Here is a 25,819-nt window from a genome sequence, read left to right as displayed (position 1 = left end):
CGTGACCGACCAGTACTTCTCGGAGCAGCCCGGGTCGGCGTCGGACCCGGTGTCGTTCCGTCTCGAGGTCGGCGGGGTCGCGCTCGACCTGACCACCGACGCCGGGGTGTTCTCGCGCGGCCGCCTCGACAAGGGCACCCGGGTGCTCCTGGCGCACGCCCCCGAGCCCGCCGAGGGCGACCTGCTCGACCTCGGCTGCGGCTACGGGCCCATCGCGCTCTGGCTCGCCGCGCAGCAGCCGGGCGCGACGGTGTGGGCGGTGGACGTCAACGACCGCGCGCTGGACCTCGTGCGGGCCAACGCGGCGGCGGCGCGCCTGTCCAACGTCCGCGTCTGCCGCCCCGACGAGGTGCCCGACGACGTGCGGTTCGCCCAGCTCTGGTCCAACCCGCCGATCCGCTCGGGCAAGGCCGCGCTGCACGAGCTGCTGCTGCGCTGGCTGCCGCGCGTCGACGGGCCGTCCTACCTCGTCGTGAGCAAGAACCTGGGCTCGGACTCGCTCGCCCGCTGGCTCACCGAGCAGGGCCACCCGACGACCCGGCTGTCGTCGAACGCGGGATTCCGGGTACTCGAAGTCGCGTGATCTCTTACGCGCACGAGGGCAACGGCGTCCCCGTCGTCTGCCTCCACGGCTGGCCCGGGGCGGCGTCCGACTACCGCGCGCTGCTGCCGCTGCTCGAGCGCGACGCCCAGGTCGTCGTGCCCGAGCTGCTGGGTTTCGGTGCCTCCTTCACGCCGTCCGACCTGGACCGGCCGGCGACGGACTTCGGCCGCGGCGCCCAGTCCGCCGCGGTGATCGAGCTGATGGACCACCTGGGCTTCGACGACGCGGTGCTGGTCGGGTACGACGTGGGCTCGACGACGGCGGCACACCTCGCGCGGACCCGTCCCGAGCGTGTCCGGGCCCTGGTGCTGGGCAACGCGATCCACCCCGGCTCGGCGGCGGCCTCGCTCGACGACGACCACCGCGCCGAGTTCTGGTACCAGGACTTCCACCAGCTGGAGCTGGCCTCGCAGCTGGTGGACGGGTCCGATCCCGCCGTGCGGACCTACCTCGAGCACTTCTGGTCGCACTGGGGGCACCGGGCGATCGCGTCGGTGACCGATGAGCTGGTCGAGGCCTACGCCCGTCCGGGCGCCTTCACGACGTCCCTGAACTGGTACCGCTCGGGGTCGGCGACCCTGGCCACCGCGCTCGCGGTGCGCGGGCAGGAGCCGCCGGCGCCGGTGGCCGTCCCGACCACGGTGCTCTGGGGCGACCAGGACCCGCTCTTCCCGCCGCGCCTGGCGGAGGGGCTGGAGCGGGCGTTCAGCGACCTGCGCGGCGTGCACCACCTCGAGGACGTGGGGCACTTCGTGCCGTTGGAGGCGGCGAACGAGGTCGCGGCGGCGGTGCGGGCGCTGCTGTAGGGCGCGATCGCTCCCGGTGCTCCGTCGAGCCCGCTGAGCGGGCCCGGAGGAGCACCCGGGGTGATCATGGCCGGACCTCGTATCGTGAAGGCGGTCGCACCAGGGGCCTTGCTCCTAGCGGCGAGCCGGCGTACTCCAAACGGCAGAGAGGGCGATTTTAGGGGTCGCACAGTGCGGGTTCGAGTCCCGTCGCCGGTACTCCCTACAGCTTCAGATCGCGCAGGAGCCGGCCCACGTGGCCGGTGGCCTTGACGCCGTACTGCGCCTCCTCGATGTTCCCCTCCGCGTCGATGAGGAACGTCGAGCGGATGACGCCCACCGTGGTCTTCCCGTACATCGTCTTCTCGCCGTAGGCGCCGTACGCCGCCAGGGTCGACTTGTCCGGGTCGGAGAGCAGCGGGAAGGTCAGGCCCTCCTTGTCGCGGAACTTCGCGAGCTTCTCCGGCTTGTCGGGTGAGATCCCGAGGACGGCGACGTCGGCGTCGTTGAACGAGGCCAGGTTGTCGCGGAAGTCGCAGGCCTCCTTCGTGCACCCCGGGGTCATGGCGGCCGGGTAGAAGTAGACGAGGACGCGGTGCCCGCGGTGGTCGGCGAGCGACACCGTCGACCCCTGATCGGAGGTCAGCGAGAAGTCCGGCGCGGGTTGACCGGGGGCCAAGCGGGTATCGGCGGTCACGGGCGGGCAGGATAGCCGCCGACCACCGGCCGGTCGCGAACGAGCGACGGTCAGCGCGACCGACGACCACACGGGAGGTGTCGTGGCACGGGACACGGACGCCATCGAGAAGGAGATCCAGCAAGCGCGCGAGGCGCTGGCCGGAGCCCTCGACGAGCTCTCCGAGAAGGCCAGCCCCCAGCGCCTCTCGGAGCAGGGCAAGGAGATGGCCGCCCAGAAGTGGGCCGACCCGAGGATCAAGTACGCCGTCTACGCCGCCGGCGCACTGGTGGGGCTCGTGATCCTGCGGAAGCTGTTCAAGTAGCGGGGGACGCAGCGTCTCCCGGGTCCGATGGCCGAGGTGGTAGAACCGCCTCGGCCATCGGCGTCTCGAGGGAAGGGCCCATCGTGTCGGAGCTCAGCAAGGCCGCGACCGAGTTCCGCCGGGCGCGGGATCTGCTGCTGGAGCGGCGCGAGGACCTCGACGCCGCGATGCGCGACTTCGCGTGGCCGCAGCTCGAGGAGTTCAACTGGGCCCTCGAGCACTTCGACGCCATCGGCTCCGACCCCGGCACCTCGCAGCGTCCGGCGCTGTGGGTCGTCGAGGAGGACGGGCGGGAGACGAAGTACTCGTTCGCCGACATGAGCGAGCGCTCGAACCGCGTCGCCAACTGGCTGCGGGCGCAGGGCGTGGGGCGCGGCGACCGGGTCATCCTCATGCTCGCCAACCAGGTCGAGCTGTGGGAGACCATCCTCGCGGTGATGAAGATCGGCGCGATCCTCATCCCGTCGACGCCGATGCTCGGTGCCGCCGACCTGCGCGACCGCATCGACCGCGGCAACGCGAAGCACGTCGTCGTCCGCGACGTCGACGTCGACAAGTTCGACGACGTCCCCGGCGACTACACCAAGATCGCCGTGGGTGACCGCATCACCGAGCCCTGGCTCGACTTCTCCGCCGCGTACGACGCCCCGGCCGAGTTCACGCCCGACGGACCGACCAAGGGCAGCGACACCCTGCTGCTCTACTTCACCTCGGGCACGACGTCGAAGCCCAAGCTCGTCGAGCACACGCACACGAGCTACCCCGTCGGCCACCTGTCGACGATGTACTGGATCGGGCTGCAGCCGGGCGACGTGCACCTCAACGTCGCCTCGCCGGGCTGGGCCAAGCACGCGTGGTCGAACGTCTTCGCCCCGTGGATCGCCGAGGCGACGATCTTCATCTACAACTACACCAAGTTCGACGCCGACAAGCTGCTCGACGTGATCGTCGAGAAGGGCGTCAGCACGTTCTGCGCGCCGCCGACGGTGTGGCGGATGCTGATCCAGGCCGACCTGACGCGCGTGCAGGTGCCGGTGCGCGAGCTCGTGGGCGCCGGCGAGCCCCTCAACCCCGAGGTCATCGAGCAGGTCCGCGAGGCCTGGGGCATGACCATCCGTGACGGCTTCGGCCAGACCGAGTCCACACTCCAGATCGGCAACCCGCCCGGGCAGCCGGTCAAGGACGGCTCGATGGGTCGCCCGCTGCCGGGCTACCCGATCGTCCTGGTCGACCCGGTCACCGGCGAGCGCGGCGACGAGGGCGAGATCTGCATCGACCTCGCCGACCGCCCGCTCGGGCTGATGGTCGGTTACAAGGACGACGCGGAGCGCAACGACGAGGTCATGCGCGACGGCCTGTACCACACCGGGGACGTCGGCTCCCGCGACGCGGACGGCTACATCACCTACGTCGGGCGCTCGGACGACGTGTTCAAGGCGTCGGACTACCGCATCAGCCCGTTCGAGCTGGAGAGCGTGCTCATCGAGCACGACGCGGTCGCCGAGGCCGCCGTCGTCCCGTCACCCGACCCGCTGCGCCTGGCCGTGCCCAAGGCCTACATCGTGCTCTCGACCCGCTACGAGGCCTCGCGCGAGACGGCGCTCGCGATCCTGCGCCACGCCCGCGAGAACCTGCCGGCCTACAAGCGCGTGCGCCGCCTCGAGTTCTACGAGCTGCCCAAGACGATCTCCGGGAAGATCCGTCGTGTCGAGCTCCGCGGCCGGGAGGACGAGCTGCGCCCGAGCCCCGACGCGGCGGCCCCGGACAGCGAGTACCGGGACGAGGACTTCCCCGAGCTGCGCCAGTGACCTACTCGTTCGCCGTCGTCCCGCGGTACGTGGAGATCGACCAGCAGGGCGTGGTGTTCAACGGCCACTACCTGACCTGGTTCGACGAGGCCTTCACCGGCTTCCTCGACCACGTCGGCCTGCCCTACCCGAAGCTGATCGCCTCGGGGGTCGACGTCATGGTCGTGCACTCCGAGCTCGACTACGGCGGCTCGGTGCGCTGGCGGGACGACGCCCGCGTCGAGGTCACCTGCGAGCGCCGGGGGACGACGAGCTTTACGTTGGGGTTCACCGTGTACCGGTCGGCGGACGAGGTGGCCGTGGTCGGCCGCAACGTCTACGTCGTCGTGATGCGTGACCCCGAGACCGGCGACTGGAGCAAGGCGCCCGGCATCCCCGACGAGCTGGCGGCGGTTCTGGGCTGACGTCCCGTCAGTCGTTCTCGAGCGCGTCGTGGGCGTGGTCGAGGAGCTCCTGGTGCATGGGCTCGTCGCGTCGCGGGGGTCGGTCGGGTCCGCGCACCCCGCGCAGGCGGGCGAGCATCAGCAGCGCCCAGAGGGCGTGCTGGCGCGCGGGGGGGGGGGGGGTGAGGGTCCGCCGGCCCCGTTCGAGGTCGCGGTGCTCGTCGAGCGCCCGCCGGACGGCCTCGCCGTCGTCGCCGCGCCGGATGCTGTCGAGCACGAGGCGCGGGAACGCGGGGTCGAGGCCCGACGTCCCGTCCGGGAACCACCGGGCGACGGCCGCCCCGACGACGTCGAGCTGGTGGGCGGCGAGGGCGTCGTCGTCGAGGGCGTCGAGGTCCCCGGGACGGAGGCGTCGCGGGGGCGTCGGTGGTGGCGGCGGACCGCCTCCCAGCCGGGCGACCACCCGGACGGTCACGAGTCCGACCAGGTAGCCGGCGGGGACGACGAGCAGCGAGGCCACCGGCAGCCACGGCCGGACGCCGACCGCCCCGTCGCCGGCGATCGCGACCAGGGCCAGGACCACCGTCACGGGCACCGACAGCCAGCCGAGGAACGCGAGCACCCACCCCGGCAGGAACCCGCGCGGCGGGTCCCCGACCGCGGCGAACGCGACCAGGACGCCCGGCGCCGTGACCAGCCACAGCAGCCCGAGGATCGCCCAGACCACGATCAGCGCGACGCCCACGCGCCGATCATGGCGTGTGCGCGGTCCTCCGGGTCAGGACACAGGCAGGCGAGCACGCACCGCGAACGGCAGGATCGCGCCGCGGCGCAGGGCGTCGGCGTCGATCGAGGTCAGCTCGGGGAAGCGGTGCAGGCGCGCGATCGCGAGCGCGACCGGGTCGTCCACCGGCTGCACGCGGCCGCTGAGGTAGGCCCACTCGTGCTCGTCGGAGCAGTAGGGCAGGACCGTCGCGAACACGTCGTCGAAGCGGTCGGTCATCCGCTGCAGCGTGTCGTTGCGCCACAGGGTCGGACAGCCCGCCTGCGAGCACACGACCCCGCCGGGGGCGAGGACGTCGGCGCACCGGCGCAGGAACTCCGCGCCGTAGAGCCGGGCGTGCTGGGCGGGGTCGGTCACCTCGACCGGCTCGTCGGGCAGGTCGACGATCACGACGTCCCAGCGGTCGCCGCGCGCGGCGGCGTCGGCGAGGAACTGCCAGCCGTCGGCGTAGTGCATGCGCACCGGGCCGTCGCCGGCCTCGGCGGCGGCCAGCTCGGTGGGGGTGTAGCCGTAGGGGAGCAGCTCGGCGCACCGGCGGACGCACTCGGTGTCGATGTCGACGTGGTCGACGCGGGTCGCCCCGGCGGCCAGCGCGAGCTGGGAGACGACGCCCTCGGACGACCCGACGACGAGCACCGAGTGCAGCTCGTCGGCCAGCAGCATCGGGGGGACGGCGAGCGCCTCGTGGTAGACGAGCTGGCTCTGCTCGGTGGACTGGCGCTCGCCGTCGCAGAACAGCGAGACACCCTGCGCGGTGCGCGCGACCATCATGTCCTGCCACTCCGTACGACCCCGCCAGAGCACCTCGTCGAGCCGCCAGCGCCGGCGTATCCCGGCCGCGAGCGGTTCGTCGACCTCCCGGCCGCCGCCGGCGGGCGCGAGACCGGCACCCCGGGCGACGACCTGCGCGCGCACCTCCGCCGCACCCAGCTCACGGCCCAGGGCGTCGACGACGAGCTCGGGGTCGGCCTGGACGCCGCAGGTGAAGACGTCCACGAACGCCGCGGAGGCCTCCGGGTACGCGTGCACCGAGGCGTGCGACTCGGCCAGCAACGCCATAACGGTGGTGCCCTGGGGCTCGAACCGGTGGGTGACGACGTCGAGCACCGTCGCGCAACCCTCGTCGAGCGCGCGGCGCAGGGCGTCCGCCACGGCGTGCTCGTCGCCGAGCACGGCGGGATCGACGCCGCGCAGCTCGGCGAGCACGTGGCGGCCCGCGAACGACGCGGGGACCGTCCGGTGCGTGGTCGGGGTCGTGGTCGTCAATTCCCACCTTCCTCCGGGGTCTCGTGCACGTACGTGGGCAGGGGCGGCAGGCCGTTGAAGCCCACCGAGGCGTAGCTGGCCGTGTAGGCGCCGGCGCCGAGGAACTCGACGACGTCGCCGGCCGCGAGGTCGAGGGGCAGGCGGACGCCGGCGTGCCGGTAGAGGACGTCGTCGCCGTCGCAGGTGGGGCCGGCCAGCACGACGGGGCCGGTCGCGCCGGTGCGCCCGGGCGTCCGGAGCCGGTAGACGATCATCTCGCCCTCGGTCTCGGCGAGCCCCTGGTAGCGGCCGACGTCCAGGTAGACCCACCGCCGGCCGGCGCGCTCGGCGACGAGCACCACCTCGGCGCGCAGCGTCCCGGCGTCGGCCACCAGCGCGCGACCCGGCTCGGCCACGAGGCGGGGACGCCACCGGTCGGCGTGACGGGCGAGGGCCTCGCGGATCGCGTCGGCGCAGGCGGCGAGGTCGGGCGTCGGCCCGCCGGCGTGCGTGGTGGGGAAGCCGCCGCCGAGGTTCAGCTCCCTCGGCGCGCCCCCGCCGAGGCGTGCGGCGACCCGGGCGGCGACGTCGATCGCGCGCGCCCAGGCACGGGGGTCGCGCTGCTGGCTGCCGACGTGGAACCCGATCCCGGCAGCGTCGAGACCCGCCGCCCGGGCGCGGCCCAGGAGCGCCACGGCCTCGTCCTCGCCGGCGCCGAACTTGCCCGCGAAAGGCGTCGCCGCACCGTCGTCGCCGACCGCGAGCCGCACGCCCACGGTCGCGCCGGGGGCCTCGCGGGCGAGCAGGTCGACGTCGGCCGGGGCGTCGGTGGTGAACCGGGCGACGCCGGCGGCGCACGCGGCCCGGACGTCGGTGACCTTCTTCACCGGGTTGCCCCAGGACAGTGCGCCGGGACGGGCGCCGGCGAGCAGGCAGAGGTCGAGCTCGCCGACGCTCGCCAGGTCGAACGAGGCGCCCTCGGCGACGAGCAGGGCGAGGACCTCGGGTTGCGGGTTGGCCTTGACCGCGTAGCAGAGCTCCACGTCGGGCAGCAGGCCACGCATCGTGCGATAGGCGCCGCGCACGACGGCCAGGTCGAGGTCGAGTCGGGGGGACGTCGTCTCGATGGTCGGAGGGCGCGCGACGTCGCGCGCACCGAGCTCGGCACCCACGCCCTCCATCGTGCCCGCGGAAAAGCCGGGAGAACCACGAAACGGCTGACCCGGCCCACAGGTGCGGCGTACCGTACAGATCTCCGAGGTCGTGGGGCCACGGACCGCTGTCGGGGGCGGGCTGGATTCGACGCTGGATTCGATGGGGGTTGAATGCCGTCCACCTCGTCCCGAGGGTGGAACCCGGCGCCGCGTCCGCGACCGTGGCCGTTCCGCACTCCGCGCAACATCGTGGTCACCACGTTGTTCACGGTCGCCCTTGTCGCCGCGCTGTTCGGTGTGGGCACGGCGGTCGTCCCGGCCGGCCCCCGCGACGACGCCACCGGCCTCACCGGCAGCGCGTCGGACGCCCCCACCACCTCCGAGACGGTCGACGGCTCCTCCGAGGGCGAGCCGGGCTCCGGCGAGCCCATCACCGACGCGCCCGACGCGTCCGCCCCGTCCACCGGCGACCCCCAGGCCCTGCCCGGCGGCTCTCTCCCCGACGGCTCCCTGCCCGATGATGTCGCCCCGCCCCTGACGCCCATCCCGCTGCCCGGCTCGCGCCCGCTCGGCACGCCGTCGGCCCCTGCGGGCGAGCCCGCGTATCCCGGCTCCGAGCAGCCCGTCACGCCGCCCCCGGGCTTCGACCAGCTCGCGCCCGAGCTCGACCCCGTGCCCCTGCCCGGTGCCGACAGCTCGCCCGACCTCATCGAGCCGCCCCTCGACCCGAGCATCCCGCTCGACACGGGAGGTCCGGCGCCCACCTCGCCGCCGGAGACCGGGCCGCCGGAGATCGGGCCGCGGGAGACGGTGGCGGAGACCGGGCCGCGGGAGACCGGGCCGCGGGAGACGGCGGACGACGACGCCGGCCCGGTCCTCGACCTCCCGCTCCTGCCCGACCCGACGCGCGACGAGCCCACCGGCTCGCCCGGCGGCAACGGCGGCGGCCGGGACGAGGGCGGCCGGGGTGACGGGGGCCGGAGTGAGGGTGGCCGGGGCGAGGGCAACGGTGGCGGCCGCGGCGGCGACCGCGGTGACGGTGACGAGCGTGGCCGGGATGAGGGAGGCGGCGGTCTGCTGCCCGACCTGCTGCCCAGCGGCGCCGACGAGCCGTCCTCGCCCACCGGGACCCCGGCCCGGACGCCGGCGGAGACCCCCACCGACCGGCCCGGCGGGGCGTCCACCAGCCCGCCCGCGACCACGGCCGACGACCCCACCCTCGAGCTGCCCACCGGCGCCCGCACCGCGGCGACCACGCCCGAGGGCTGGCCGACCTACGGCCAGCCCACGGAGAGCGTGGACGCCGAGAGCAGCGTCCCGGAGTCGACGCCGGAGGGCACCGCCGAGCGCTCGCTGCCCACCACGACGCCTGAGGGCTGGCCGCTCCCGAGCGACGCCACGGTCGCGCCGGACGAGGACGCGTCGGAGGGTTCCGCGGCGCCCACCACGACCACCGACCCGTCCACCGGGGTCACCACGACCACCGATCCGCAGCAGGGCACCACCACCACCGTCGACCCCACCACCGGGGCGTCGCTCACCACCCGCACGAGCGCGCCGGACGACAGCGACCCGGGGCCGGACATCGACACGTCGGCTCCGGACACCACCGAGGCCGACCCCTCGTCGACCGCGTCGCGGTCCGCCCGCCCGTCCGCCTCGGCGTCGGCCGGCGGCGCCGAGGCCACTGCCGGGGGCGCGTCGGCGTCCGCCTCGCGCGGGGAGGCCTCGGCGTCCGCGGGCGACGAGTCGGTCACCGCGACACGGCCCCGGACGACCACCCAGGCCCCGGAGTCGTCGGACTCGTCGGAGTCGTCGGGCGGCTCGGACCGGTCGTCGGAGACCTCGTCCCGCGCCAGCACCCGGGCCACGGCCGACGACGACCCGACCACCCGCAGCTCGGCCACCGGCAGCTCGGCCACCGGAGGCCCGACCTCGCGGCGCACCGTGGCCACCGGGGACAGCGATCCGGGTGGGACCAGCTCGGAGAGCTCCCGCAGCTCCGACAGCTCCGACAGCTCGGACAGCTCGGACAGTTCGGACAGCTCGTCGGACCGGACGTCGACCAGCGCGGCGGAGGTGGAGCCCCAGATGGTCATCCCGACCACGTCACCGATGGACCCGCGCTTCTGGGCGTGGCTCGCCGACACCGTCACCCGGTCGGCGTCACCGCCGCCCCCGCAGGGCGGGTGACCGCCCGCGCACCCGGCAGGGCACCATCGGCGTCCGTGACCGTGACACCGGCCGACCTGCACGCGCGCGGCGAGGAGTTCGCGCGGTTCTGGTCCGAGTACCACCTCTGCACGCTGACGACCCTGCGCCGTGACGGGTCGCCGCACGTCGTGCCCGTCGGCGTCACCCTCGACCTGGACACGGCGATCGCGCGGGTCATCACGTCGGGCACCAGCGTCAAGGCCCGCCAGGTGCGCGCGGCGGGGGAGGGCGGCGCGCGGGTCGCGGTCAGCCAGGTCGACCGCGGCCGGTGGTCGACGCTCGAGGGGCTGGCGGTGGTCCGGGACGATCCGGAGTCGGTGGCCGACGGCGAGCACCGCTACGCGCAGCGCTACCGCGTCCCGCGGGAGAACCCGAAGCGCGTCGTCCTGGAGATCGCGCTGACCCGAGTGATGGGCAGTCGTTAACTCTCCAGCGGCACGAGGTGCTCGGCGAACTCGTCGAGGAACCCCGGCCACGACACCGGCGCGACGGCCGGCCGGACGACGAACTTCGTGATGCCCTCGTCGACGAACCGCTGCACCTGAGCGCGCGCGGCGTCCCAGCCGTCGACGAGGAGCTCGTCCGGGTCGATCTCGGGCCGCCGGTGCGCGAAGGACGCGCGCGCCCGGTCCGCGTCCTGCGCGGACGTCCCGGGCGGCAGGACGAGGAGGTTCGTGCCGTAGTGGTCGTCCTCGACCTCGCGACCCGCCTCGTCGGCCGCGGCGGCGATCGTGCGACGTGCCTCGCCCGCCTCGGCGGGGGTGACGAACGAGGCGAGCCACCCGTCGGCCAGCCGTCCGACCCGGCGCAGGGCGGCCGGCACGAGGCCACCGAGCCAGAGGTCGAGCGGACGGGCCGGGCGCGGCGCCACGACGGCGTCGTCGAGCACGAAGAACGCCCCGTGGAACGTCACCGACTCCTCGGTGAGCAGGCGCCGCACCACCGTCAGGGCCTCCTCGAACACCGCCGCACGCGGCCCCTTGACCGGGTACGCGGTGCGCTCGGCCGCGGTGGCGGGGCGCAGGCCGAAGACCGGCAGGATCCGCTTCGGTGCCAGGGCGGCGAGGGAGGCCAGCTGAGCCGCCACGACCGCCGGGTTGCGGCCCGGCAGGACGATCACGCCGCTGCCGACCTTCAGCGAGCTCGTGCGGGCGGCGGCCCAGCCCATCGCCACGAGCGGCTCGATGGCGGGCGCGGCGATGCGGTCGGGGAACCACACCGAGTCGATGCCCCGCGCCTCGCAGCCGTCGACGAGCTCGAGCGTGGCCGCGGCCGGGTCGTCGCGCGAGGGTCCGGCGCCGATGCCGACCCGGACCTTCATCGGGTCACTCGTCGTCTGGGCACTGCTCATCGGGCCACTGTGCGGTTCACCAGTCCCGCCCGCTCGGCGAACGCGTCGAACAGGCCCCAGCTCGCGACGCGCGACTCCTCGGCGCGCGCGACGGTCTCGGCGCGCAGGGCCGCGGGGTCGATGCCGAGCTCGATCAGGCGCTCCGCGGACAACCGGCGCATCCAGAGATCGAACTCCTCGGGGGTGACCTCGGGGTGGAACTGCAGGCCCAGGTGCGGGCCCTCGCGGAACGCCTGGTCGCAGCGGGGCGAGGTGGCGAGCACCTCCGACGACGGGGGCGCGGTGAACGTGTCGAAGTGGAACTCCATCCACGGCCCGGCGGGCACCACGTCCGGGGCGGTGGTGATGATCTCCTGCCACCCGTTCTCGCGGCGTCCCGAGGCGGGCTCGGCCCGGCCGCCGAGCACGCGCGCGAGCAGCTGGCCGCCGAAGCAGATGCCGAGCACCGGCGTGTGGGCGGCGATCGCCGCCCGGAGGTGCTCGATCTCGGGGGCGAGCCACGGCACGTCGTCGTCCCACGCGCCCTGCGCCGAGCCGAGGACGGCGATCGCGTCCACGTCGGCGGGATCGGGCAGCGACTGCCCGGCGACGACGGGTACGACGGTGACGCCGCGGTCCGTCGCCCAGGTGGTCAGGGTCCCGGCCAGCACGGGCACGGTGTCGGTGTCCGTCTCGTGGCCGATCACGAGGAGGGTCGGGGAGTCCACGGCCGGGTCCATGTCCGATTCCATGGTCGTCCCAACGCCCCGGGTGCGTCGATCCATCCGGTGACCCTGACACGCTGCGACCCGTGAGCAAGCCCTGCGCCTTCTGTGCGGTCGTCGCCGGCGACGCGCCGGCCGACGTCGTCCACTCCGGCCCCACGACGGTGGCGTTCCTGGACACCAAGCCGGTCTTCCCGGGTCACGTCCTGCTCGTCCCGCGGACGCACGTCACCACGCTCGCCGACCTGCCCCCCGCCGAGCTCCCGGCGTTCTTCACGCTCGCCCAGCGCCTCGAGCGGGCGGTGGAGGGCGCCATGGACGCGCCCGGATCGCTCGTGCTGATCAACAACGTGATCAGCCAGTCGGTGCCGCACCTGCACCTGCACGTGATCCCCCGCCGGCCCAAGGACGGGCTGCGCTTCTTCCTCGGGCCGCGCCACCCCTACGCCTCTCCGGACGAGTCAGCTGCCGTCGCTCGGAGTATCGCTGCTGCTCTCGAAGCCGGATGACTCTCACCGTTGGTCGTCGGTCCCGCTGACGCGCCGAAAGGTCTCTACTCGACGCTCAACGGTCGCGGATGCCGCAAACGGTCCTTCAGGGTCGCCCAACGGTTGGTGTCCGGACGTCCGATCGAGTGAGAACCTACCCGCCGGTCCACGTGAGATGTCATCCTCAGCGCAACGCACGCGGTGGTCCCCCGAGCACGCTCGGTCACCGCGCTCCCTGTGACGTCGGAGGTGCTCGTGCCGGTCCTCATGTGGGTCGCGATCGTGGTGACCGGCTGGTGCGTCGCGTCGATCGTCACGGCGGTCGCGCTCGGCACCTGGCTGCGCCGGCGCGCGGAGGCCACCGACCCCGACGGCGCGCTGCGTCCGCTCGACACGGGACCGCTGCGTCTCTGGCTGGGCGAGGTCCCCGAGGTCCCGGAGACGCCCGACGAGATGGGCCGTCGCGGCGGCTGGGACGGGCTGGTCGCCGGTCTGCCGGCACCGCGCCGCGAGTCGGCCGGGATCGCCGAGCGCACCACCATCGGCTGACGCGTCGGGTCCGGCCGAGCCGGGCTCAGACCTCCACGCCGACGGCGCGCCGCACGCCCCGCAGCACGCGCGACGCCTGCTCGCGGGCCACCTCGGCGCCGCGGGCCAGGATCGCGTCGAGCTCGCTGTCCGGCGCGACGAGCTCCTCGTACCGCGCCCGCAGCGGGCCGAGCTGCGCCTCGAGCACGTCGGCGAGCTGGTTCTTCAGGTCACCCCAGCCCACGCCGCCGGCCTCGAGCCGCTTGCGGGTGTCGGCCACGACGTCGGGCTCGGCGAACTGGGCGAGGATCTGGAACACCGCCGACGAGTCCGGGTCCTTCGGCGCCTCGACCGGCGTGGAGTCGGTCGGGATGCGGCGGACCATCTTCTTGAGCTTCGGCGCGGGTAGGAAGAGCGGGATGTAGTTGTCGTAGGACTTGCTCATCTTGCGGCCGTCGAGACCGGGCAGCGTGTGGCCCGTCGTCTCCGGCGGCACCACCGCCTCGGGGATGCGCAACCGGAAGCCCTGGCCGTAGCGGTGGTTGAAGCTGCCCGCGACGTCGGCGGCGATCTCGACGTGCTGGAGCTGGTCGCGACCGACGGGCACCAGGTCGGACTCCATGATCAGGATGTCCGCGGCCATGAGCACCGGGTAGTCGAAGAGGCCGAGGTTGATCCCGGCGTCCGGGTCCTCGCCGGCCTCGACGTTGCGGTCGCGGGCCGCCTTGTAGGCGTGCGCGCGGTTCATCAGGCCCTTGCCGGTGACGCAGGACAGGATCCAGGTCAGCTCGAAGGTCTCCGGCACGTCGGACTGCTTGTAGAAGACGGTGCGCTCGGGATCGAGGCCCGCCGCGATCCAGGTCGCGGCCACCGAGCGGGTCCACGCGGCGATGTCGCCGGCCGCGGGCGTACCCGTGAGCGCGTGGTGGTCGGCGATGAAGTACCGCGAGTCGAAGTCGGCCGTGCGGGCGAGCTCCAGCGCCGGCCGGATCGCCCCCACGTAGTTGCCCAGGTGCGGCTCGCCGCTGGGCTTGATCCCGGTCAGGGCGATCTTGCGCCGCTGCGTCTCCACCACGGGCCGAGCCTAACGGGAGGGGGCGACCGGGTTCGGGCGTCGAGGGGGTGGCAGCAGGCAGACTCGGCCCCGTGACCGTCGACCCCGCCGCCTCCGATCCCACGGCCAGCTTCCCGCGCCGCCAGGCCGCCACGCGCCGGTTCACCCTCGGCGCCCCCCGCCGGCCCACGGTCTCGCCCGACGGACGCCGCGTGGTGCTGCTGCGCAGCCGCGCCGGCGACGACCCCGTGACGTGCCTGTGGCTGCTCGACGTCCCCTCCGGGCAGGAGCACCTGCTCGTCGACCCGCGCGATCTCGACGTCCCCGGCGAGGAGGACCTGCCGCCGGAGGAGCGCGCCCGCCGCGAGCGGGTTCGCGAGCAGTCGGGCGGGATCGTCGAGTACGCCCTCGACGCCGCGGGCAGCCTGGCGGTCTTCGTGGTGTCCGGCCGGGCGTTCACCGTCGACCTGGTGCCCGGAGCGAGCCCGGAGCCGCTGCCGGTGGACGGGCCCGTGATCGACCCGCGGCCCGACCCGACGGGCGCCCGCGTCGCGGCCGTGCGCGCCGGCACGCTGTACGTCCACGAACGCGCGACCGGCACGACCCACGCCCTGGCCGGCCCCGAGGACGGCGACGGCCCCGGGGTGAGCTGGGGGCTCGCGGAGTTCATCGCCGCCGAGGAGATGAACCGCTACCGCGGGTACTGGTGGTCGCCCGACGGCTCGCAGCTCGCCGTCGCCCGCGTCGACGACGGGCCGGTGAGCCGGTGGTGGATCGCCGACCCGGCGCACCCCGACCGCCGCCCGACGGAGATGCCCTACCCCGCGGCCGGCACCGCCAACGCCGTCGTCGACCTCGTCCTCGTCGACCTCGACGGCACCCGTACCGCCGTCGACCTCGGGGCGGACACCGCGTATCTCGCCGACGTGGCGTGGAGCGTGCACGACATGCTCGTCACCGTCTCCACGCGCGACCAGCGCCGCGTCGACGTCCGCCGCGTCGACCCGGACACGGGCGAGACGACGGTGGCCGTGGAGCAGACCGACGACGTCTGGGTCGACCTCGTGGGCGGCGTCCCCACGCACCTCTCCGACGGCGCCCTCGTCCGCTGCGCCGACCGGGACGACACGCGCCGCCTGGTGGTCGACGGCGTGCCCGTCACGCCGGCCGGGCTGCAGGTGCGGGGTGTCGCGGACGTCGACGGCGACACCGTGCTGTTCACCGCCTCCGAGCGGCCCGAGGACGTGACGGTGTGGACGTGGTCGCGGGCGGACGGGGCCGTGCGGCTGGGGCCGCAGTACGGCGTGTGGTCGGGACGCCGCGCGGGCGGGGTCACCGTGCTCGCCGGCGCCGACCTCGACTCCGACGGCACCCGCACCACGGTCCTGCGGGCCGACGGCAGCTCGGTCGGGGTGGTGTCGCACGCGCAGTCGCCGGGGCTCGTCCCGCAGGTGCGGCGGGTCGCGACGGACCCCGGTGGTCCGTCGGTGGCCGTGCTGCTTCCGCACGACCACGTGGCGGGCTCCCGCCGGCTCCCGGTGCTGGTCGACCCCTACGGCGGGCCGCACTCCCAGCGGGTCCTCGCGTCGCGCGGGGCGTTCCTCACCAGCCAGTGGTTCGCCGACCAGGGCTTCGCCGTCGTCGTCGCCGACGGCCGCGGGACCCCCGGGCGGGGGCCCGGCTACGAGCGGGCGGTGTTCGGCGACCTCGCGACCCCGGTGCTCGAGGACCAGGTCGCGGCGCTGCACGCGGCGGCCGAGCAGGTCGGCGACCTCGACCTGGACCGTGTCGCGATCCGCGGCTGGTCCTTCGGTGGGTACCTCGCCGCCCTCGCGGTGCTCCGCAGGCCCGACGTCTTCCACGCGGCGGTCGCGGGCGCGCCCGTGACCGACTGGCGCCTCTACGACACCCACTACACCGAGCGCTATCTCGACCACCCGGACATGCGCCCGGACGCCTACGAGCGCTCCTCGATCCTCCACGACCCCGGGACGACGGCTCCGGCTCGGCCGATCATGCTCGTCCACGGGCTCGCGGACGACAACGTCGTCGCCGCGCACACCCTCCGGCTCTCCTCCGCCCTGCTCGCCGCGGGGCATCCGCACACCGTGCTGCCGCTGTCGGGTGTCACGCACATGACGCCCCAGGAGGTCGTCGCCGAGAACCTGCTCCTGCTGCAGGTCGCCTTCCTGCGGGACGCGCTGGGGTAGCCGCGCCTTTGCACTCGGGAAGACTTCGGCGACTTGTCCGGAACCGCACCCACGCGCCGGCGCGCTCGCCGATGCTGACCGCGCGAGGGCGATCCGGCGCCGTGTGACCGGTCCCGCCCCCGTCCCGGCCCCGGCCGGGTCCCGCCGGGCTGGAGGGGCGTGAATGCGGTCGGTGCGCGGCGGAGGCGAGCTCGTCGACCGGTTCGGCCGCGCCGTGCCCGCCGCGCCGGTGGTGCGGCTGCGGGTCGACCGCACGCCGGGTGGCGTGCCGCTGCTCGTCGACGACGTGGTCGTGCCCGTGGGTCGCGGCGCCGACCCGCACCGCGCCGGGCTCGCGGTCGCCGCTCGCCGTGCGGCCCACCTCGGGCGGCCCGTCCGCGTCGAGATGGCCGGGCGGTGGAGCGCGTGGCCGCTGGTCGTGCACCCCGATGGCGCCGTCGACGACGCGCGGGCGCCCCGCGCGACGCCGGTGCCCGGCACCGGTGGGGCGTGGGACGGCGTCGGCCGGAGGTCTCGTCGGAGGGCGCCGGTGCTCGCGGGGGTGGCCGACCGGCCGCGACGGCGCCCCGTGGGCGTCCTCGCCGTGGCGGGGACGCTGGCCGCGACGCTGCTGGTCGGCGCGTTCGGGACGGGCGTCGTCACCCTGGCTGCCCCCAGTGCGGCGCCCGCCGAGTGCCGGGACGTCACGCTGTTCGCCGTGAACGGCAGCGGCGCCGCGGGCGGCGAGACGCTCGCGGCGGTCACCGACCCGCTCGTGCAGCAGGTGGGGGAGCGGCTCGCCGTGGTCGCCGTCGCCGGGCCGGAGGTCGGCGCGTCGTACGAGGCGAGCGAGCAGCAGGCGGTCAGCACCCTCACCGACCAGGTGGCCGCGCAGCTCGCCGCGTGCCCGGGCAGCCGCGCCATGCTGTTCGGCTACTCCCAGGGCGCCCACGTCGCCGGCGACGTCGCCGCCCGCATCGGGGCCGGTCAGGACCCGCGTGTCCCCGCCGACCGGGTCCTCGCCGTCGGGCTGTTCGGCGATCCCGCCCGCAGCGCCGGGGTCCGCACCGTTCCCGCCGGCGTCACCGGACAGGGCGTGCTGGCGGCCCGCGAGGGCGGGTTCGGTGCGCTGGCCGCGCGCACCATCGAGGTCTGTGCGCCCCAGGACCCGGTCTGCGCCACTCCGGCGGGCGCCACCCCGCCGCCGCTGGAGCAGGCCGTCGCCGCCCCGGCGCACATCGACTACCCGCAGCTGACCGTCGCTCCCGACACCCCGGCGACGGCCTGGGCGTCGGAGTCGCTGGGCCGGCTCATCACCTCGCTACCGGCCCCCGGCACGGCTCCCGCGGGCGGGCAGCCGTCCGGCACCGCCACGGGTGCTCCGTCCGCCGGCACCACGGCGCCGGGCACGACGGCGCCGGGGACGACGACGCCCGGCGGTGCTGCCCCGACCGGCCAGGCGCCCGCGGGCGGGGACGACGACGGCGACGGGTCCGCCGCCCCCGCTGGCACCGGCGGGGCGGGCACCGGCTCGGCCGCGCCGACGGGGTCGACGGTCCCGAGCACCGGCACCGACCCGGGCTACGACACCGGTGCCGGCGCGACCGAGCCGACGGGCACCACGGCTCCCGGCACGGGCGCGGGGACCGGGGCGCCGAGGACCACGGCGCCCGGGGCGGGCACCGACCCGGGCTACGACACCGGTGCCGGCGCGGCCGAGTCCACGGGCACCACGGCTCCCGGGAGGAGCACCGGCACCGGCTCGGGCGCCGCGACGCCCACCACCCCGCCGGCCACGGGCACGGGCACGGGCACGGGCACGGGCGCGGGCGGGGCGACGGCCACGACGCCCCCGGGCACCGGCAGCTCGGGTGGCACCGGCACCGGCTCGGGCTCCACGCCGACGGGCTCGCGCGGTCCGACCCCCACCACGGCGCCCCGCACCGGCGGCACGGGGACGGGATCGAGCACCGGATCGGCAGACAGCAGCGCGGCGCCCCGGTCCACGACACCACCGGACGAGCCGCCGACCACGGGGCGCGGCCGCGGGACGGGCAGCACCGGCACGGGCAGCACCGGAAGCGCACCGGGCTCCGACGCGACGGGCTCGGGTGGTGAGGACGCCGGCGGGGATGCTTCGGATTCCGAAGCGTCTGGTGCCGATGTTTCGGGTTCCGGGGGTGCGGGCGCCGAGACCACGACCACCCGCCCCACGCCCTCCGACGCGGCCGACGAGGCCGGCAGCTCCGGACAGGTCGGCGGGTCGCGGGGCGGCAGCGCGGGCGAGGCCACCGACGCCCTGTGGTCGCTGACCTCGGGCCTGGCGGGCTTCCAGGACTCCAACGGAGGCAACGTCGAGGGTGGCGGGCTGGATCCGGAGGAGGTCGAGAGCCCCAACGTGCCGGGTCGGCAGGTGGTCAAGCTCGAGGTGCCCGGGGGCGCCAAGCGCTCGGAGGTCCGTCCCGAGGAGGCCCAGGACATCCGGGCCGGAGAGCACCTGTTCTTCGGCTACAGCGCCTTCCTGCCGGCCGACTTCCCGGTCGACACCTCGGACTGGCAGGTCATCTGGCAGCTCCACGACGGCGGCACGAACACCTCGCCGCCGGTCGCGCTGGAGATCGTCGACGGCAACCTGTGGCTCGCCAACGTCGGCGATCGCGTCCGCGACCTCGGGCCGGTGCAGGCGGGCCGCAACCTCGACGTCCAGCTGGACATCCGGTTCGAGGAGGGCGGCGGCTCGGTGTCGGTGTACCGCGGGGGCCGGCAGGTGCTGCAGGACTTCCGGCCGCCGCGCGGCACGATGATCGACTCGTTCGACTACCTGAAGACCGGCATCTACCGCCACACCGGCGGGCCCGCCGAGCCGGCGACGATCTTCCTGAACGATCTCAAGATCGGCGAGACGCTCGAGTCGGTGTCGGGCCTCGCCGGCGCCGAGACGGGCGCCGAGACGGCCGGCGGGTCCGGGCAGGGCGGCGCGCAGGCCGGGGACGCCGACGGCGGCACCGACGCGTCCAACACCGGCGCCGGGACGGGCACCAGCACGCGCACCCGTGCGGAGCCGGCGTCCACCGGGGCCGGCTCCTCGGGCTCAGCCGGCACCGGCACGACCGCCACCCGCGGCGTCGTCAGGCCGTCCGAACTGCCCCGAGCGCCCGGATGAGTGTGCCGATCGCGCCCTGCGGGCACTTGACCACGGTCCGATGTGCGCCGAGACACCGGGGAGTGGGACCGAATCCATGAGGGCCAGCGATCTGTTCATGCGTTGTCTCGAGGCCGAGGGCGTCGAGTACGTCTTCGGGGTTCCCGGTGAGGAGAACGCCGATCTCCTCATGTCGATGCGCGAATCCTCGGTGCGGTTCGTGCCGACGCACCACGAGGCCGGTGCGGCGTTCATGGCCGACGTCTACGGCCGTCTGACCGGCCGTCCCGGCGTGTGCCTGTCGACGCTCGGGCCGGGCGCGTCGAACCTGGTCACCGGCGTCGCCAACGCGAACATGGACAACTCCCCGGTCGTGGCGATCACCGGGCAGGGCGCGACGACGCGCCTGCACAAGGAGTCGCACCAGGCCATGAACGTGGTCAACATGTTCACGCCGATCACGAAGTGGACGACGTCGCTGCGCGACGAGTCGACGATCCCCGAGGTCATCCGCAAGGCGTTCAAGCTGGCGGTGGCCGAGAAGCCCGGCGCCACACACGTGGAGCTGCCCGAGGACATCGCCAAGCACGAGATCGAGGGCTCCGCCCCGATCGTGCCGCCGGAGAAGGTCCGCCGCCCGGTGCCGGACGAGAAGAGCATCCAGGCCGCCCTCGACCTCATCGCCCGCGCCGAGCGCCCCGTGCTGCTCGTCGGCCAGGGCTGCGTGCGCACCCGCGTGAGCCGCCAGCTGCAGCGCTTCGTCGAGTCCACCGGCATCTACGCCGGCATGACCTTCATGGGCAAGGGCGCGCTGTCCGACCGCCACGAGCGCAGCCTCTACGCCGTCGGGCTCGGGTCGCGCGACTACGTCACCGAGGTGTTCGAGGCCGCCGACCTCGTCATCGCCGTCGGCTACGACATGGTCGAGTGGCCGCCCGCCCGCTGGAACATCGGGCGCACGAAGCGGCTGCTGCACATCGACTTCGACCCCGCCGAGGTCGACGACGCCTACCGCCCCACGGTGGAGATCGTCGGCGACGTCGCCGCCACGCTCTGGGCCATCAACGAGGGCCTCACCGAGAAGCACCACTACCCGGACATCGACCTGCACCGCCGGGTGCGCCAGTCGCTCACCGAGGAGATCACCGAGGCGGGGGCCCGCGCCGAGTCCGAGAGCGGCGCCTTCCCGATGAAGCCGCAGCGCATCCTCGCGGACCTGCGCTCCGAGATGGACGACGAGGACATCCTGATCAGTGACGTCGGCGCCCACAAGATGTGGGTGGCGCGGCACTACCCGACGTACACACCCAACTCCTGCATCATCTCCAACGGCTTCTGTTCGATGGGGATCGCGGTGCCCGGCGGGGTGTCGGCGGCGCTGGTCGCACCGGACCGCCGGGTGGTCGCGCTGTCGGGCGACGGCGGCTTCATGATGAACATGGCGGAGCTCGCGACCGCCACGCGCCTGGGGGTCGCCCCGGTGAACGTGGTGTGGGAGGACAACGACTACGGGCTGATCTCCTGGAAGCAGGAGGTCGAATTCGGCCACCACTTCGGCACCGAGTTCACGACCCCCGACCTGGTCACGATCTCGGAGGGCCTCGGGTGCCACGCCCGGCGCATCGGTTCGGCCGACGAGTTCCGCCCGGCGCTCAAGGAGGCGTTCGACCGTCGCGACAAGCCGTCGGTGATCGTCGTGCCGGTCGACTACCGGGAGAACGTGAAGCTCACCAAGCGCCTGGGACAGCTCATCGCCCGGTGAGTCGGTGAGCACCGGCCCGTGACGGTGCCCACGGGCCGGCCCACGCGTGGGGCCTGGACGTTGCGCGCGGCCCGGGGTCGCGGATACTGCCGCAGAACCCCCGTCCACGCTGCTCTCCCGTGAAGGTGCGCGATGACCATCGACAGCCCGTCGGACTCCGGCGAGATCGACGGTGGTCTGGCGACGGCGTTCGTCGGCCTCGCCGACGCGCTGTTCGCCGTCGATCGCGAGGCCGGGGTGGTGGGTGTCGTCGAGCGCGTGATCGACGCCGCGCAGTCGATCGTGCCGGGTGCCGACGTCGTCTCGGCCGTCCTGCGCGGGCCCGACGGCCGGCTGGACACCGTCGCGTTCAGCCACCCGGCGGCGCAGAAGGCCGACGGGCTGCAGGACGAGGCCGGCGAGGGGCCCAGCCACACGGCGATGCTCAGCTCCGGGGTCGGCGCGGCCACGGGGTACCTCAGCGGCGGCGACCCGTCGTGGCCCGCGTTCGCGGAGCGGGCCGCGGGCGAGCTCGGCCTCCACGCGGTGCTCTCCACCGGCATGTTCCCCGGGGGAGCGCCCCCGCGCTTCGGCGCCCTGAACTTCTACTCCTGGTCGCCCGGCGGCCTCGACGCCGCCGACCGCGACGTGGCCCTCGTCCTCGCGGCCCACGCCGCGACGGCGATCTCCGCGGTGCAGGCCCGCACGGCCCACGAGCTGCGCGAGTCCCAGCTCCAGGAGGCCCTGAGGAGCCGCGACGTCATCGGCCAGGCCAAGGGCGTGCTCATGGAGCGCCGCGGTCTGGATTCCGACGAGGCGTTCGACGTGCTGCGCCGGACGTCGCAGGACCTCAACGTCAAGCTCCGCGACGTCGCCGAGACCCTCGTGAGCCGTCGCGCGGAGCTGTAGGGGTGCGCTGACGCGCAGGGCACGTCACCAGGTGACGGGCAGCTCCTCGAGCCCGCCGGTGAGGCGCTCGGTGTGCAGGGTGAGGGCGTCGGGCTCGACGGCGAGGCGCAGCTCGGGCAGCCGGGTGAAGATCGTCGCGAGGCCCACGCGCAGCTCGGTGCGCGCGAGGCTCGCGCCGATGCAGAAGTGCGGCCCGTGCCCGAACGACAGGTGCGGGTTCGGGCTCCGGTCCGGATCGAACGCGCCGGCGGCGTCGAAGGCGCTCTCGTCGCGGTTGGCGGCGCTGGTGACGATGACGACTCCGTCGCCGGTCGCGATGGTGACCTCCTCGTCGCCCTCGCCGACCGTGACGTCCTCGTGCGCGTAGCGCAGCAGCCCCATCCCGCCCGGTTCGGCGAGCCGCAGGACCTCCTCGACGACCGCGTCGACCGATCCCTCGGGGTCGGCGACGAGCCGGTCCCGGACCTCGGGGTTCACCAGCAGCAGCACCACGCCGAGTGAGAGCCGGTTGACCGTCGTCTCGTGCCCGGCGAAGAGCAGCCCGACGGTCAGCTCCGCCAGGCGCGCGTCGGTGAGCCGCGGGTCGTGCGCCTGCGCGGCGACGAGGTCGGAGATGACGTCCTCGCCGGGCTCGGCGCGCTTCGCCTCGGCCAGCCGGGCGGTGTAGCGCTCGAACTCGGCGCGCGCCACGGCCGGGTCGTCGCCGGTCAGCGTCGCCATGCGCTCGGAGAGGTCCTTGAAGTAGACGCGGTCCTCGACCGGCACGCCCAGCAGCTCGCAGATCACGAAGATCGGGAGCGGGACGGAGAACCCGGCGTGCAGGTCGACGGGGTCGGTGCCGGCCTCGTGCGCGGCGACGAGGTCGTCGACGAGACCCTCGGCGAGCTCGGCAACCCGGTCGTGCAGGCGCCGCATGCGCTTGGCGGAGAAGGCCGGCGTGAGCAGCCGGCGCATCGAGCTGTGGTCGGCGTCCTCGTGCTCGTGGTCGCCGCTGGGCCCGGCCATGACGCCGGCGTCGGAGACCCGCGCGGCCTCCTCCGGCTTCGGGTGGGAGCGCCCGAGGCGCTTGTCGGCGAAGAGGGTCCGCGCCTCCTCGTACCGCGACACCAGCCACACGACGTCGCCCGCGGGCGTGCGCACCCGCGTCACCGGACCGGCCGCGCGCAGGCGCTCGTAGAGCGGGGAGATGCGCAGGACGCCCTCGCGGGCGAAGGGGAGCTGTGGCAGGGCGGCATCGTCGTCGTGCCCGGTCGAGGTGGTGATGGTCGGCTCGTGCGTGGACGCAGTGGTCACGGCATCTCCTCGGTGGGGTCGTCGGCCCGGTGGGTGAGGCGGTCCAGCCAGCCCTGCTCCTCGCGGATGCGGCGCAGGACCTCGTCGAGCACGAGAGCGGCCCAGGGGTCGCTCCCGCCGGAGGTGGCGTCGGTCGGTGCCGTCGCCTCGGCCAGCCCCGCGAGCCGCGTGCGGCGCTCGGCGAGCACCCGGCTGCGGGCCGCGAGCACGCCGCGGCGCTCGGACGGGGTCAGGCGGCCGAAGCCGGCCAGGCGCGCGAGGAACTCCGCCTCGTCGCCGGCGAGCTCGTCGGGCAGGTCGGCCAGCTGGTCGTGCAGGAGCTCACGGCCGACGTCGGTGAGCGTGTAGACGTGCCGGGCGGGGCGGCCGTCCTGGGGTTCGAGCGTGCGCGTCACCGCGCCCGCCTCCCCGAAACGCTTGAGCGCCGGATAGAGCGAGTTGTTGTGCAGCTTGATCCCCGTCGCCGCCTCCACCCGCCGGCGCAGCTCGTAGCCGTGCGACGGGCGGCGGGCGAGCTGGCTCAGCAACAGCACGTCCACCCACACATAGGTCAGCGTGACCTAGGTATGTCTGACCCGCCACTCGACGTGAGCCTCTCGACACCACGGGTCACGCCCGGACGACCGGGTAACCGGGCCTCGTCCAGCGTTCAACCGTTCCAGGAGGACTCGTGGCCGAGGGCCGCTTCACGGGCAAGGTCGTCGTCGTCACCGGCGGCGGCTCCGGCATCGGCGCCGCCACCGCGCACCGCTTCGGCGCCGAGGGCGCCACGGTGGTGATCGCCGGGCGCACGCAGGAGAAGCTCGACGAGGTCGTCGCGGACGCCCCGCAGGGCGCGACGCTCGTGGCGCGCGCCGCGGACACCTCCGACGGCGCCGCGGTCACCGCGCTGATCGACGACGTGGCCCGCGAGTACGGCCGCGTCGACACCCTGGTCAACAACGCCGCGATCGCCCGCCCCGGCACCGTCGAGGACCTCGACGCGGAGACGTTCCGCGAGGTCATGGCGATCGACGTCGAGGGCGTCTTCCACGCCTCGAAGGCCGTCCTGCCCCACCTGCGCGCGGTCGGCGGGAGCATCGTCAACGTCGGCTCGGTGTCCGGGCTGGCCGGCGACTGGGGGATGGCCGCCTACAACGCCGCCAAGGGCGCGGTCACGAACCTGACCAACGCCATGGCGCTCGACCACGGGCAGGAGGGCATCCGCGTCAACGCGGTGCACCCGAGCCTGACCGCCACCGAGATGAGCCAGGGCATCCGGGACGACGACGAGAACATGGCCGCCTTCCGCGCCCGCATCCCGATCGGTCGCCCGGCCGAGCCCGCCGAGGTCGCCGACGTGATCGCGTTCCTCGCGAGCCAGGACGCGCGCTTCGTCAACGGCGCGCACATCCCCGTCGACGGCGGGCTGGGCGCCTCGAACGGTCAGCCCCACATGAGCTGAACCATGCCGTGGGGCGGGTTCAGCCCTGGAGCAGCGTGCGCCAGACCCGCCCGGCGCCGCGTCCCTGCAGCACCGAGTGCACGGTGATGCCGCGGTCGGCGTCGGCGCGTCCCGCCCCGATCACCGGCTCGACGTCCTGGCCCATCAGCCGGGCCGGCGGCAGCGCGGAGCCGCGCGGGCGGTGCAGCGACACGCGGTGCCGGCGCCCGCCCACGGTGACGCGCAGGCCGGCTGCGCCCTCGTACCAGGGGAACGCCAGCCGCTCGACGGCGCCGAGGGGGGCGTCGAACACGACGCCCTCGCCCGTCACCAGCCGCAGCCGACCGGCGTAGAGGCTCAGCACCCCGGGCTCGTTGGTCAGCCCTCGGAGCAACCAGGCCGGCGTCGCGTAGGACGGGGCGAGGTGAGTCGGGCTGGCGGGCGTGAGATGCGTGGTCACGGCGACCTCGAGGGCAGGGCTGGAGCAGCGACCAGAATGACTGTAGGTGAAGTGTCGTCGGCATCACTGGTACAGATGGGTGATTCAGCGCCGAACGGCTAGGGAACGACGGTGACCGGCCACTTCCCGGCCCGCACCAGGCGCCCCGCCAGCGACCCGACGATCCGGTGCCCGGCCTTCGCCGACGCACCGACCACCACGGCGTCGACCCGGCGCTCGTCGGCCAGGCGCACGATCTCGGTGTACGGGTCGCCCGCGACCCGCACGAGCTCCCCGGTGAGCGAGAGGTCCTCGAGGTACTCGCGTGCCTGGGCCTGGACGTCCGTGGCGAGGTCCTGCGCGGTCTCGCTGAGCACGGCCAGCGCGCCGGGGGCCATCGCCGCCATCGCCGGCGTGGTCGCCACCGTCACCACCAGCAGGTGCGCGTGCTGCCGGCGGGCCAGGCCGGCGGCGTAGGCGCCGGCGCGCAGCGAGGTGATGGAGCCGTCGACCGCCGTGAGGATGGTGCCGGGGCCGTCGGTCCCGAGCTCGAAGCCCGTCATCCCCCGATCCTGCTCCG

At 74.5% G+C, this 25,819-nt stretch carries 25 protein-coding genes and 1 tRNA gene; 15 read left to right on the top strand and 11 right to left on the bottom strand.

What is annotated here, in order from left to right; all coding sequences use genetic code 11:
- Window position 1: 1 nt before the first annotated feature.
- From PH191_RS06240 to PH191_RS06230, 3 genes are all read left to right on the top strand, one after another.
- Window positions 2-583, top strand: coding sequence for a class I SAM-dependent methyltransferase (locus PH191_RS06240; RefSeq protein WP_274193770.1), 582 nt, complete (start codon window positions 2-4; stop codon window positions 581-583).
- Window positions 580-1,410 (top strand): alpha/beta fold hydrolase, encoded by an 831-nt coding sequence (locus tag PH191_RS06235; RefSeq protein ID WP_274193769.1) that lies wholly within the window; start codon window positions 580-582, stop codon window positions 1,408-1,410. Before PH191_RS06240 ends, PH191_RS06235 begins: the two co-directional genes overlap by 4 nt.
- A 124-nt stretch (window positions 1,411-1,534) precedes the next feature.
- Window positions 1,535-1,608, top strand: a tRNA-Leu gene (locus tag PH191_RS06230).
- 4 nt (window positions 1,609-1,612) lie between these two features.
- Here PH191_RS06230 and bcp read toward each other — a convergent pair.
- Window positions 1,613-2,086, bottom strand: coding sequence for a thioredoxin-dependent thiol peroxidase (gene bcp, locus PH191_RS06225; RefSeq protein WP_274193768.1), 474 nt, complete (start codon window positions 2,084-2,086; stop codon window positions 1,613-1,615).
- A gap of 82 nt (window positions 2,087-2,168) precedes the next feature.
- On the opposite strand from bcp, the gene PH191_RS06220 reads away from it, so the two are divergent.
- The 3 genes from PH191_RS06220 (at window position 2,169) to PH191_RS06210 (ending at window position 4,602) form a co-directional block, all read left to right on the top strand.
- Window positions 2,169-2,390: a DUF3618 domain-containing protein gene (locus PH191_RS06220; protein WP_274193767.1), complete on the top strand. Its 222-nt coding sequence runs from the start codon at window positions 2,169-2,171 to the stop codon at window positions 2,388-2,390.
- Between the two features lie 80 nt (window positions 2,391-2,470).
- Entirely contained in the window at window positions 2,471-4,198 is a 1,728-nt protein-coding gene (locus tag PH191_RS06215; protein WP_420791781.1) for an AMP-binding protein, read from the top strand.
- Window positions 4,195-4,602, top strand: a complete 408-nt coding sequence (locus PH191_RS06210; protein WP_274193766.1) for an acyl-CoA thioesterase — start codon at window positions 4,195-4,197, stop codon at window positions 4,600-4,602. The genes PH191_RS06215 and PH191_RS06210 overlap by 4 nt, the downstream gene beginning before the upstream one ends.
- Window positions 4,603-4,609: 7 nt before the next feature.
- On the opposite strand, the gene PH191_RS06205 is transcribed toward PH191_RS06210, so the two are convergent.
- From PH191_RS06205 to PH191_RS06190, 3 genes are read right to left on the bottom strand one after another with little or no spacing between them, the layout of a single operon-like run.
- Window positions 4,610-5,326 (bottom strand): hypothetical protein, encoded by a 717-nt coding sequence (locus PH191_RS06205; protein WP_274193765.1) that lies wholly within the window; start codon window positions 5,324-5,326, stop codon window positions 4,610-4,612.
- 33 nt (window positions 5,327-5,359) lie between these two features.
- Entirely contained in the window at window positions 5,360-6,631 is a 1,272-nt protein-coding gene (speD, locus tag PH191_RS06200) for an adenosylmethionine decarboxylase (protein ID WP_337994043.1), read from the bottom strand.
- Entirely contained in the window at window positions 6,628-7,791 is a 1,164-nt protein-coding gene (locus PH191_RS06190) for a type III PLP-dependent enzyme (protein ID WP_420791764.1), read from the bottom strand. The genes speD and PH191_RS06190 overlap by 4 nt, the downstream gene beginning before the upstream one ends.
- A 222-nt stretch (window positions 7,792-8,013) precedes the next feature.
- On the opposite strand from PH191_RS06190, the gene PH191_RS06185 reads away from it, so the two are divergent.
- Entirely contained in the window at window positions 8,014-9,957 is a 1,944-nt protein-coding gene (locus PH191_RS06185) for a hypothetical protein (protein WP_274193763.1), read from the top strand.
- Window positions 9,958-9,992: 35 nt separating this feature from the next.
- On the top strand, window positions 9,993-10,403 hold the full coding sequence (locus PH191_RS06180) for a TIGR03618 family F420-dependent PPOX class oxidoreductase (protein ID WP_274193762.1): 411 nt from the start codon (window positions 9,993-9,995) through the stop codon (window positions 10,401-10,403).
- On the opposite strand, the gene PH191_RS06175 is transcribed toward PH191_RS06180, so the two are convergent.
- A complete protein-coding gene (locus PH191_RS06175; protein WP_274193761.1) occupies window positions 10,400-11,329 on the bottom strand; it encodes a TIGR03854 family LLM class F420-dependent oxidoreductase in 930 nt (309 codons plus the stop codon). The two genes, PH191_RS06180 and PH191_RS06175, sit on opposite strands and share 4 nt — an antisense overlap.
- Window positions 11,326-12,036 carry a type 1 glutamine amidotransferase gene (locus PH191_RS06170; protein WP_274193760.1) on the bottom strand — a complete coding sequence of 237 codons (711 nt, stop codon included), beginning with the start codon at window positions 12,034-12,036 and terminating at the stop codon, window positions 11,326-11,328. The genes PH191_RS06175 and PH191_RS06170 overlap by 4 nt, the downstream gene beginning before the upstream one ends.
- Window positions 12,037-12,119: 83 nt before the next feature.
- Between PH191_RS06170 and PH191_RS06165 the strand changes: the two genes are divergently transcribed.
- On the top strand, window positions 12,120-12,542 hold the full coding sequence (locus tag PH191_RS06165) for an HIT family protein (RefSeq protein ID WP_274193759.1): 423 nt from the start codon (window positions 12,120-12,122) through the stop codon (window positions 12,540-12,542).
- Window positions 12,543-12,758: 216 nt separating this feature from the next.
- Window positions 12,759-13,070: a hypothetical protein gene (locus PH191_RS06160; protein ID WP_274193758.1), complete on the top strand. Its 312-nt coding sequence runs from the start codon at window positions 12,759-12,761 to the stop codon at window positions 13,068-13,070.
- Between the two features lie 25 nt (window positions 13,071-13,095).
- Here the strand turns inward: PH191_RS06160 and PH191_RS06155 are convergent, their stop codons facing one another.
- Window positions 13,096-14,121, bottom strand: coding sequence for a tryptophan--tRNA ligase (locus PH191_RS06155; RefSeq protein ID WP_274194670.1), 1,026 nt, complete (start codon window positions 14,119-14,121; stop codon window positions 13,096-13,098).
- Window positions 14,122-14,195: 74 nt separating this feature from the next.
- On the opposite strand from PH191_RS06155, the gene PH191_RS06150 reads away from it, so the two are divergent.
- The 4 genes from PH191_RS06150 (at window position 14,196) to PH191_RS06135 (ending at window position 22,084) form a co-directional block, all read left to right on the top strand.
- On the top strand, window positions 14,196-16,313 hold the full coding sequence (locus PH191_RS06150; RefSeq protein ID WP_274193757.1) for a S9 family peptidase: 2,118 nt from the start codon (window positions 14,196-14,198) through the stop codon (window positions 16,311-16,313).
- Window positions 16,314-16,476: 163 nt separating this feature from the next.
- On the top strand, window positions 16,477-19,455 hold the full coding sequence (locus PH191_RS06145) for a cutinase family protein (RefSeq protein WP_274193756.1): 2,979 nt from the start codon (window positions 16,477-16,479) through the stop codon (window positions 19,453-19,455).
- Between the two features lie 76 nt (window positions 19,456-19,531).
- Entirely contained in the window at window positions 19,532-21,196 is a 1,665-nt protein-coding gene (locus PH191_RS06140) for an acetolactate synthase large subunit (RefSeq protein ID WP_274193755.1), read from the top strand.
- Window positions 21,197-21,328: 132 nt separating this feature from the next.
- Window positions 21,329-22,084, top strand: coding sequence for an ANTAR domain-containing protein (locus tag PH191_RS06135; protein WP_274193754.1), 756 nt, complete (start codon window positions 21,329-21,331; stop codon window positions 22,082-22,084).
- A 24-nt stretch (window positions 22,085-22,108) separates the two neighbouring features.
- Here the strand turns inward: PH191_RS06135 and PH191_RS06130 are convergent, their stop codons facing one another.
- Window positions 22,109-23,377, bottom strand: coding sequence for a cytochrome P450 (locus PH191_RS06130; protein ID WP_337994042.1), 1,269 nt, complete (start codon window positions 23,375-23,377; stop codon window positions 22,109-22,111).
- Window positions 23,374-23,922, bottom strand: a complete 549-nt coding sequence (locus PH191_RS06125) for a PadR family transcriptional regulator (protein ID WP_274193753.1) — start codon at window positions 23,920-23,922, stop codon at window positions 23,374-23,376. The genes PH191_RS06130 and PH191_RS06125 overlap by 4 nt, the downstream gene beginning before the upstream one ends.
- 125 nt (window positions 23,923-24,047) lie before the next feature.
- On the opposite strand from PH191_RS06125, the gene budC reads away from it, so the two are divergent.
- Window positions 24,048-24,821: a meso-2,3-butanediol dehydrogenase gene (gene budC, locus PH191_RS06120; protein ID WP_274193752.1), complete on the top strand. Its 774-nt coding sequence runs from the start codon at window positions 24,048-24,050 to the stop codon at window positions 24,819-24,821.
- Between the two features lie 19 nt (window positions 24,822-24,840).
- On the opposite strand, the gene PH191_RS06115 is transcribed toward budC, so the two are convergent.
- Both PH191_RS06115 and PH191_RS06110 read right to left on the bottom strand, forming a co-directional pair.
- Complete coding sequence (locus PH191_RS06115) at window positions 24,841-25,260, bottom strand: hypothetical protein (protein WP_274193751.1); 420 nt, start codon at window positions 25,258-25,260, stop codon at window positions 24,841-24,843.
- A gap of 98 nt (window positions 25,261-25,358) precedes the next feature.
- A complete protein-coding gene (locus PH191_RS06110; RefSeq protein WP_274193750.1) occupies window positions 25,359-25,802 on the bottom strand; it encodes a universal stress protein in 444 nt (147 codons plus the stop codon).
- Window positions 25,803-25,819: the final 17 nt, after the last annotated feature.

Source organism: Actinomycetospora callitridis, from assembly GCF_028737265.1.
GTDB lineage: Bacteria > Actinomycetota > Actinomycetes > Mycobacteriales > Pseudonocardiaceae > Actinomycetospora > Actinomycetospora callitridis.
The sequence above is the reverse complement of the archived record's forward strand: the minus strand, read 5'-3'. Positions and strand labels throughout refer to the sequence as shown.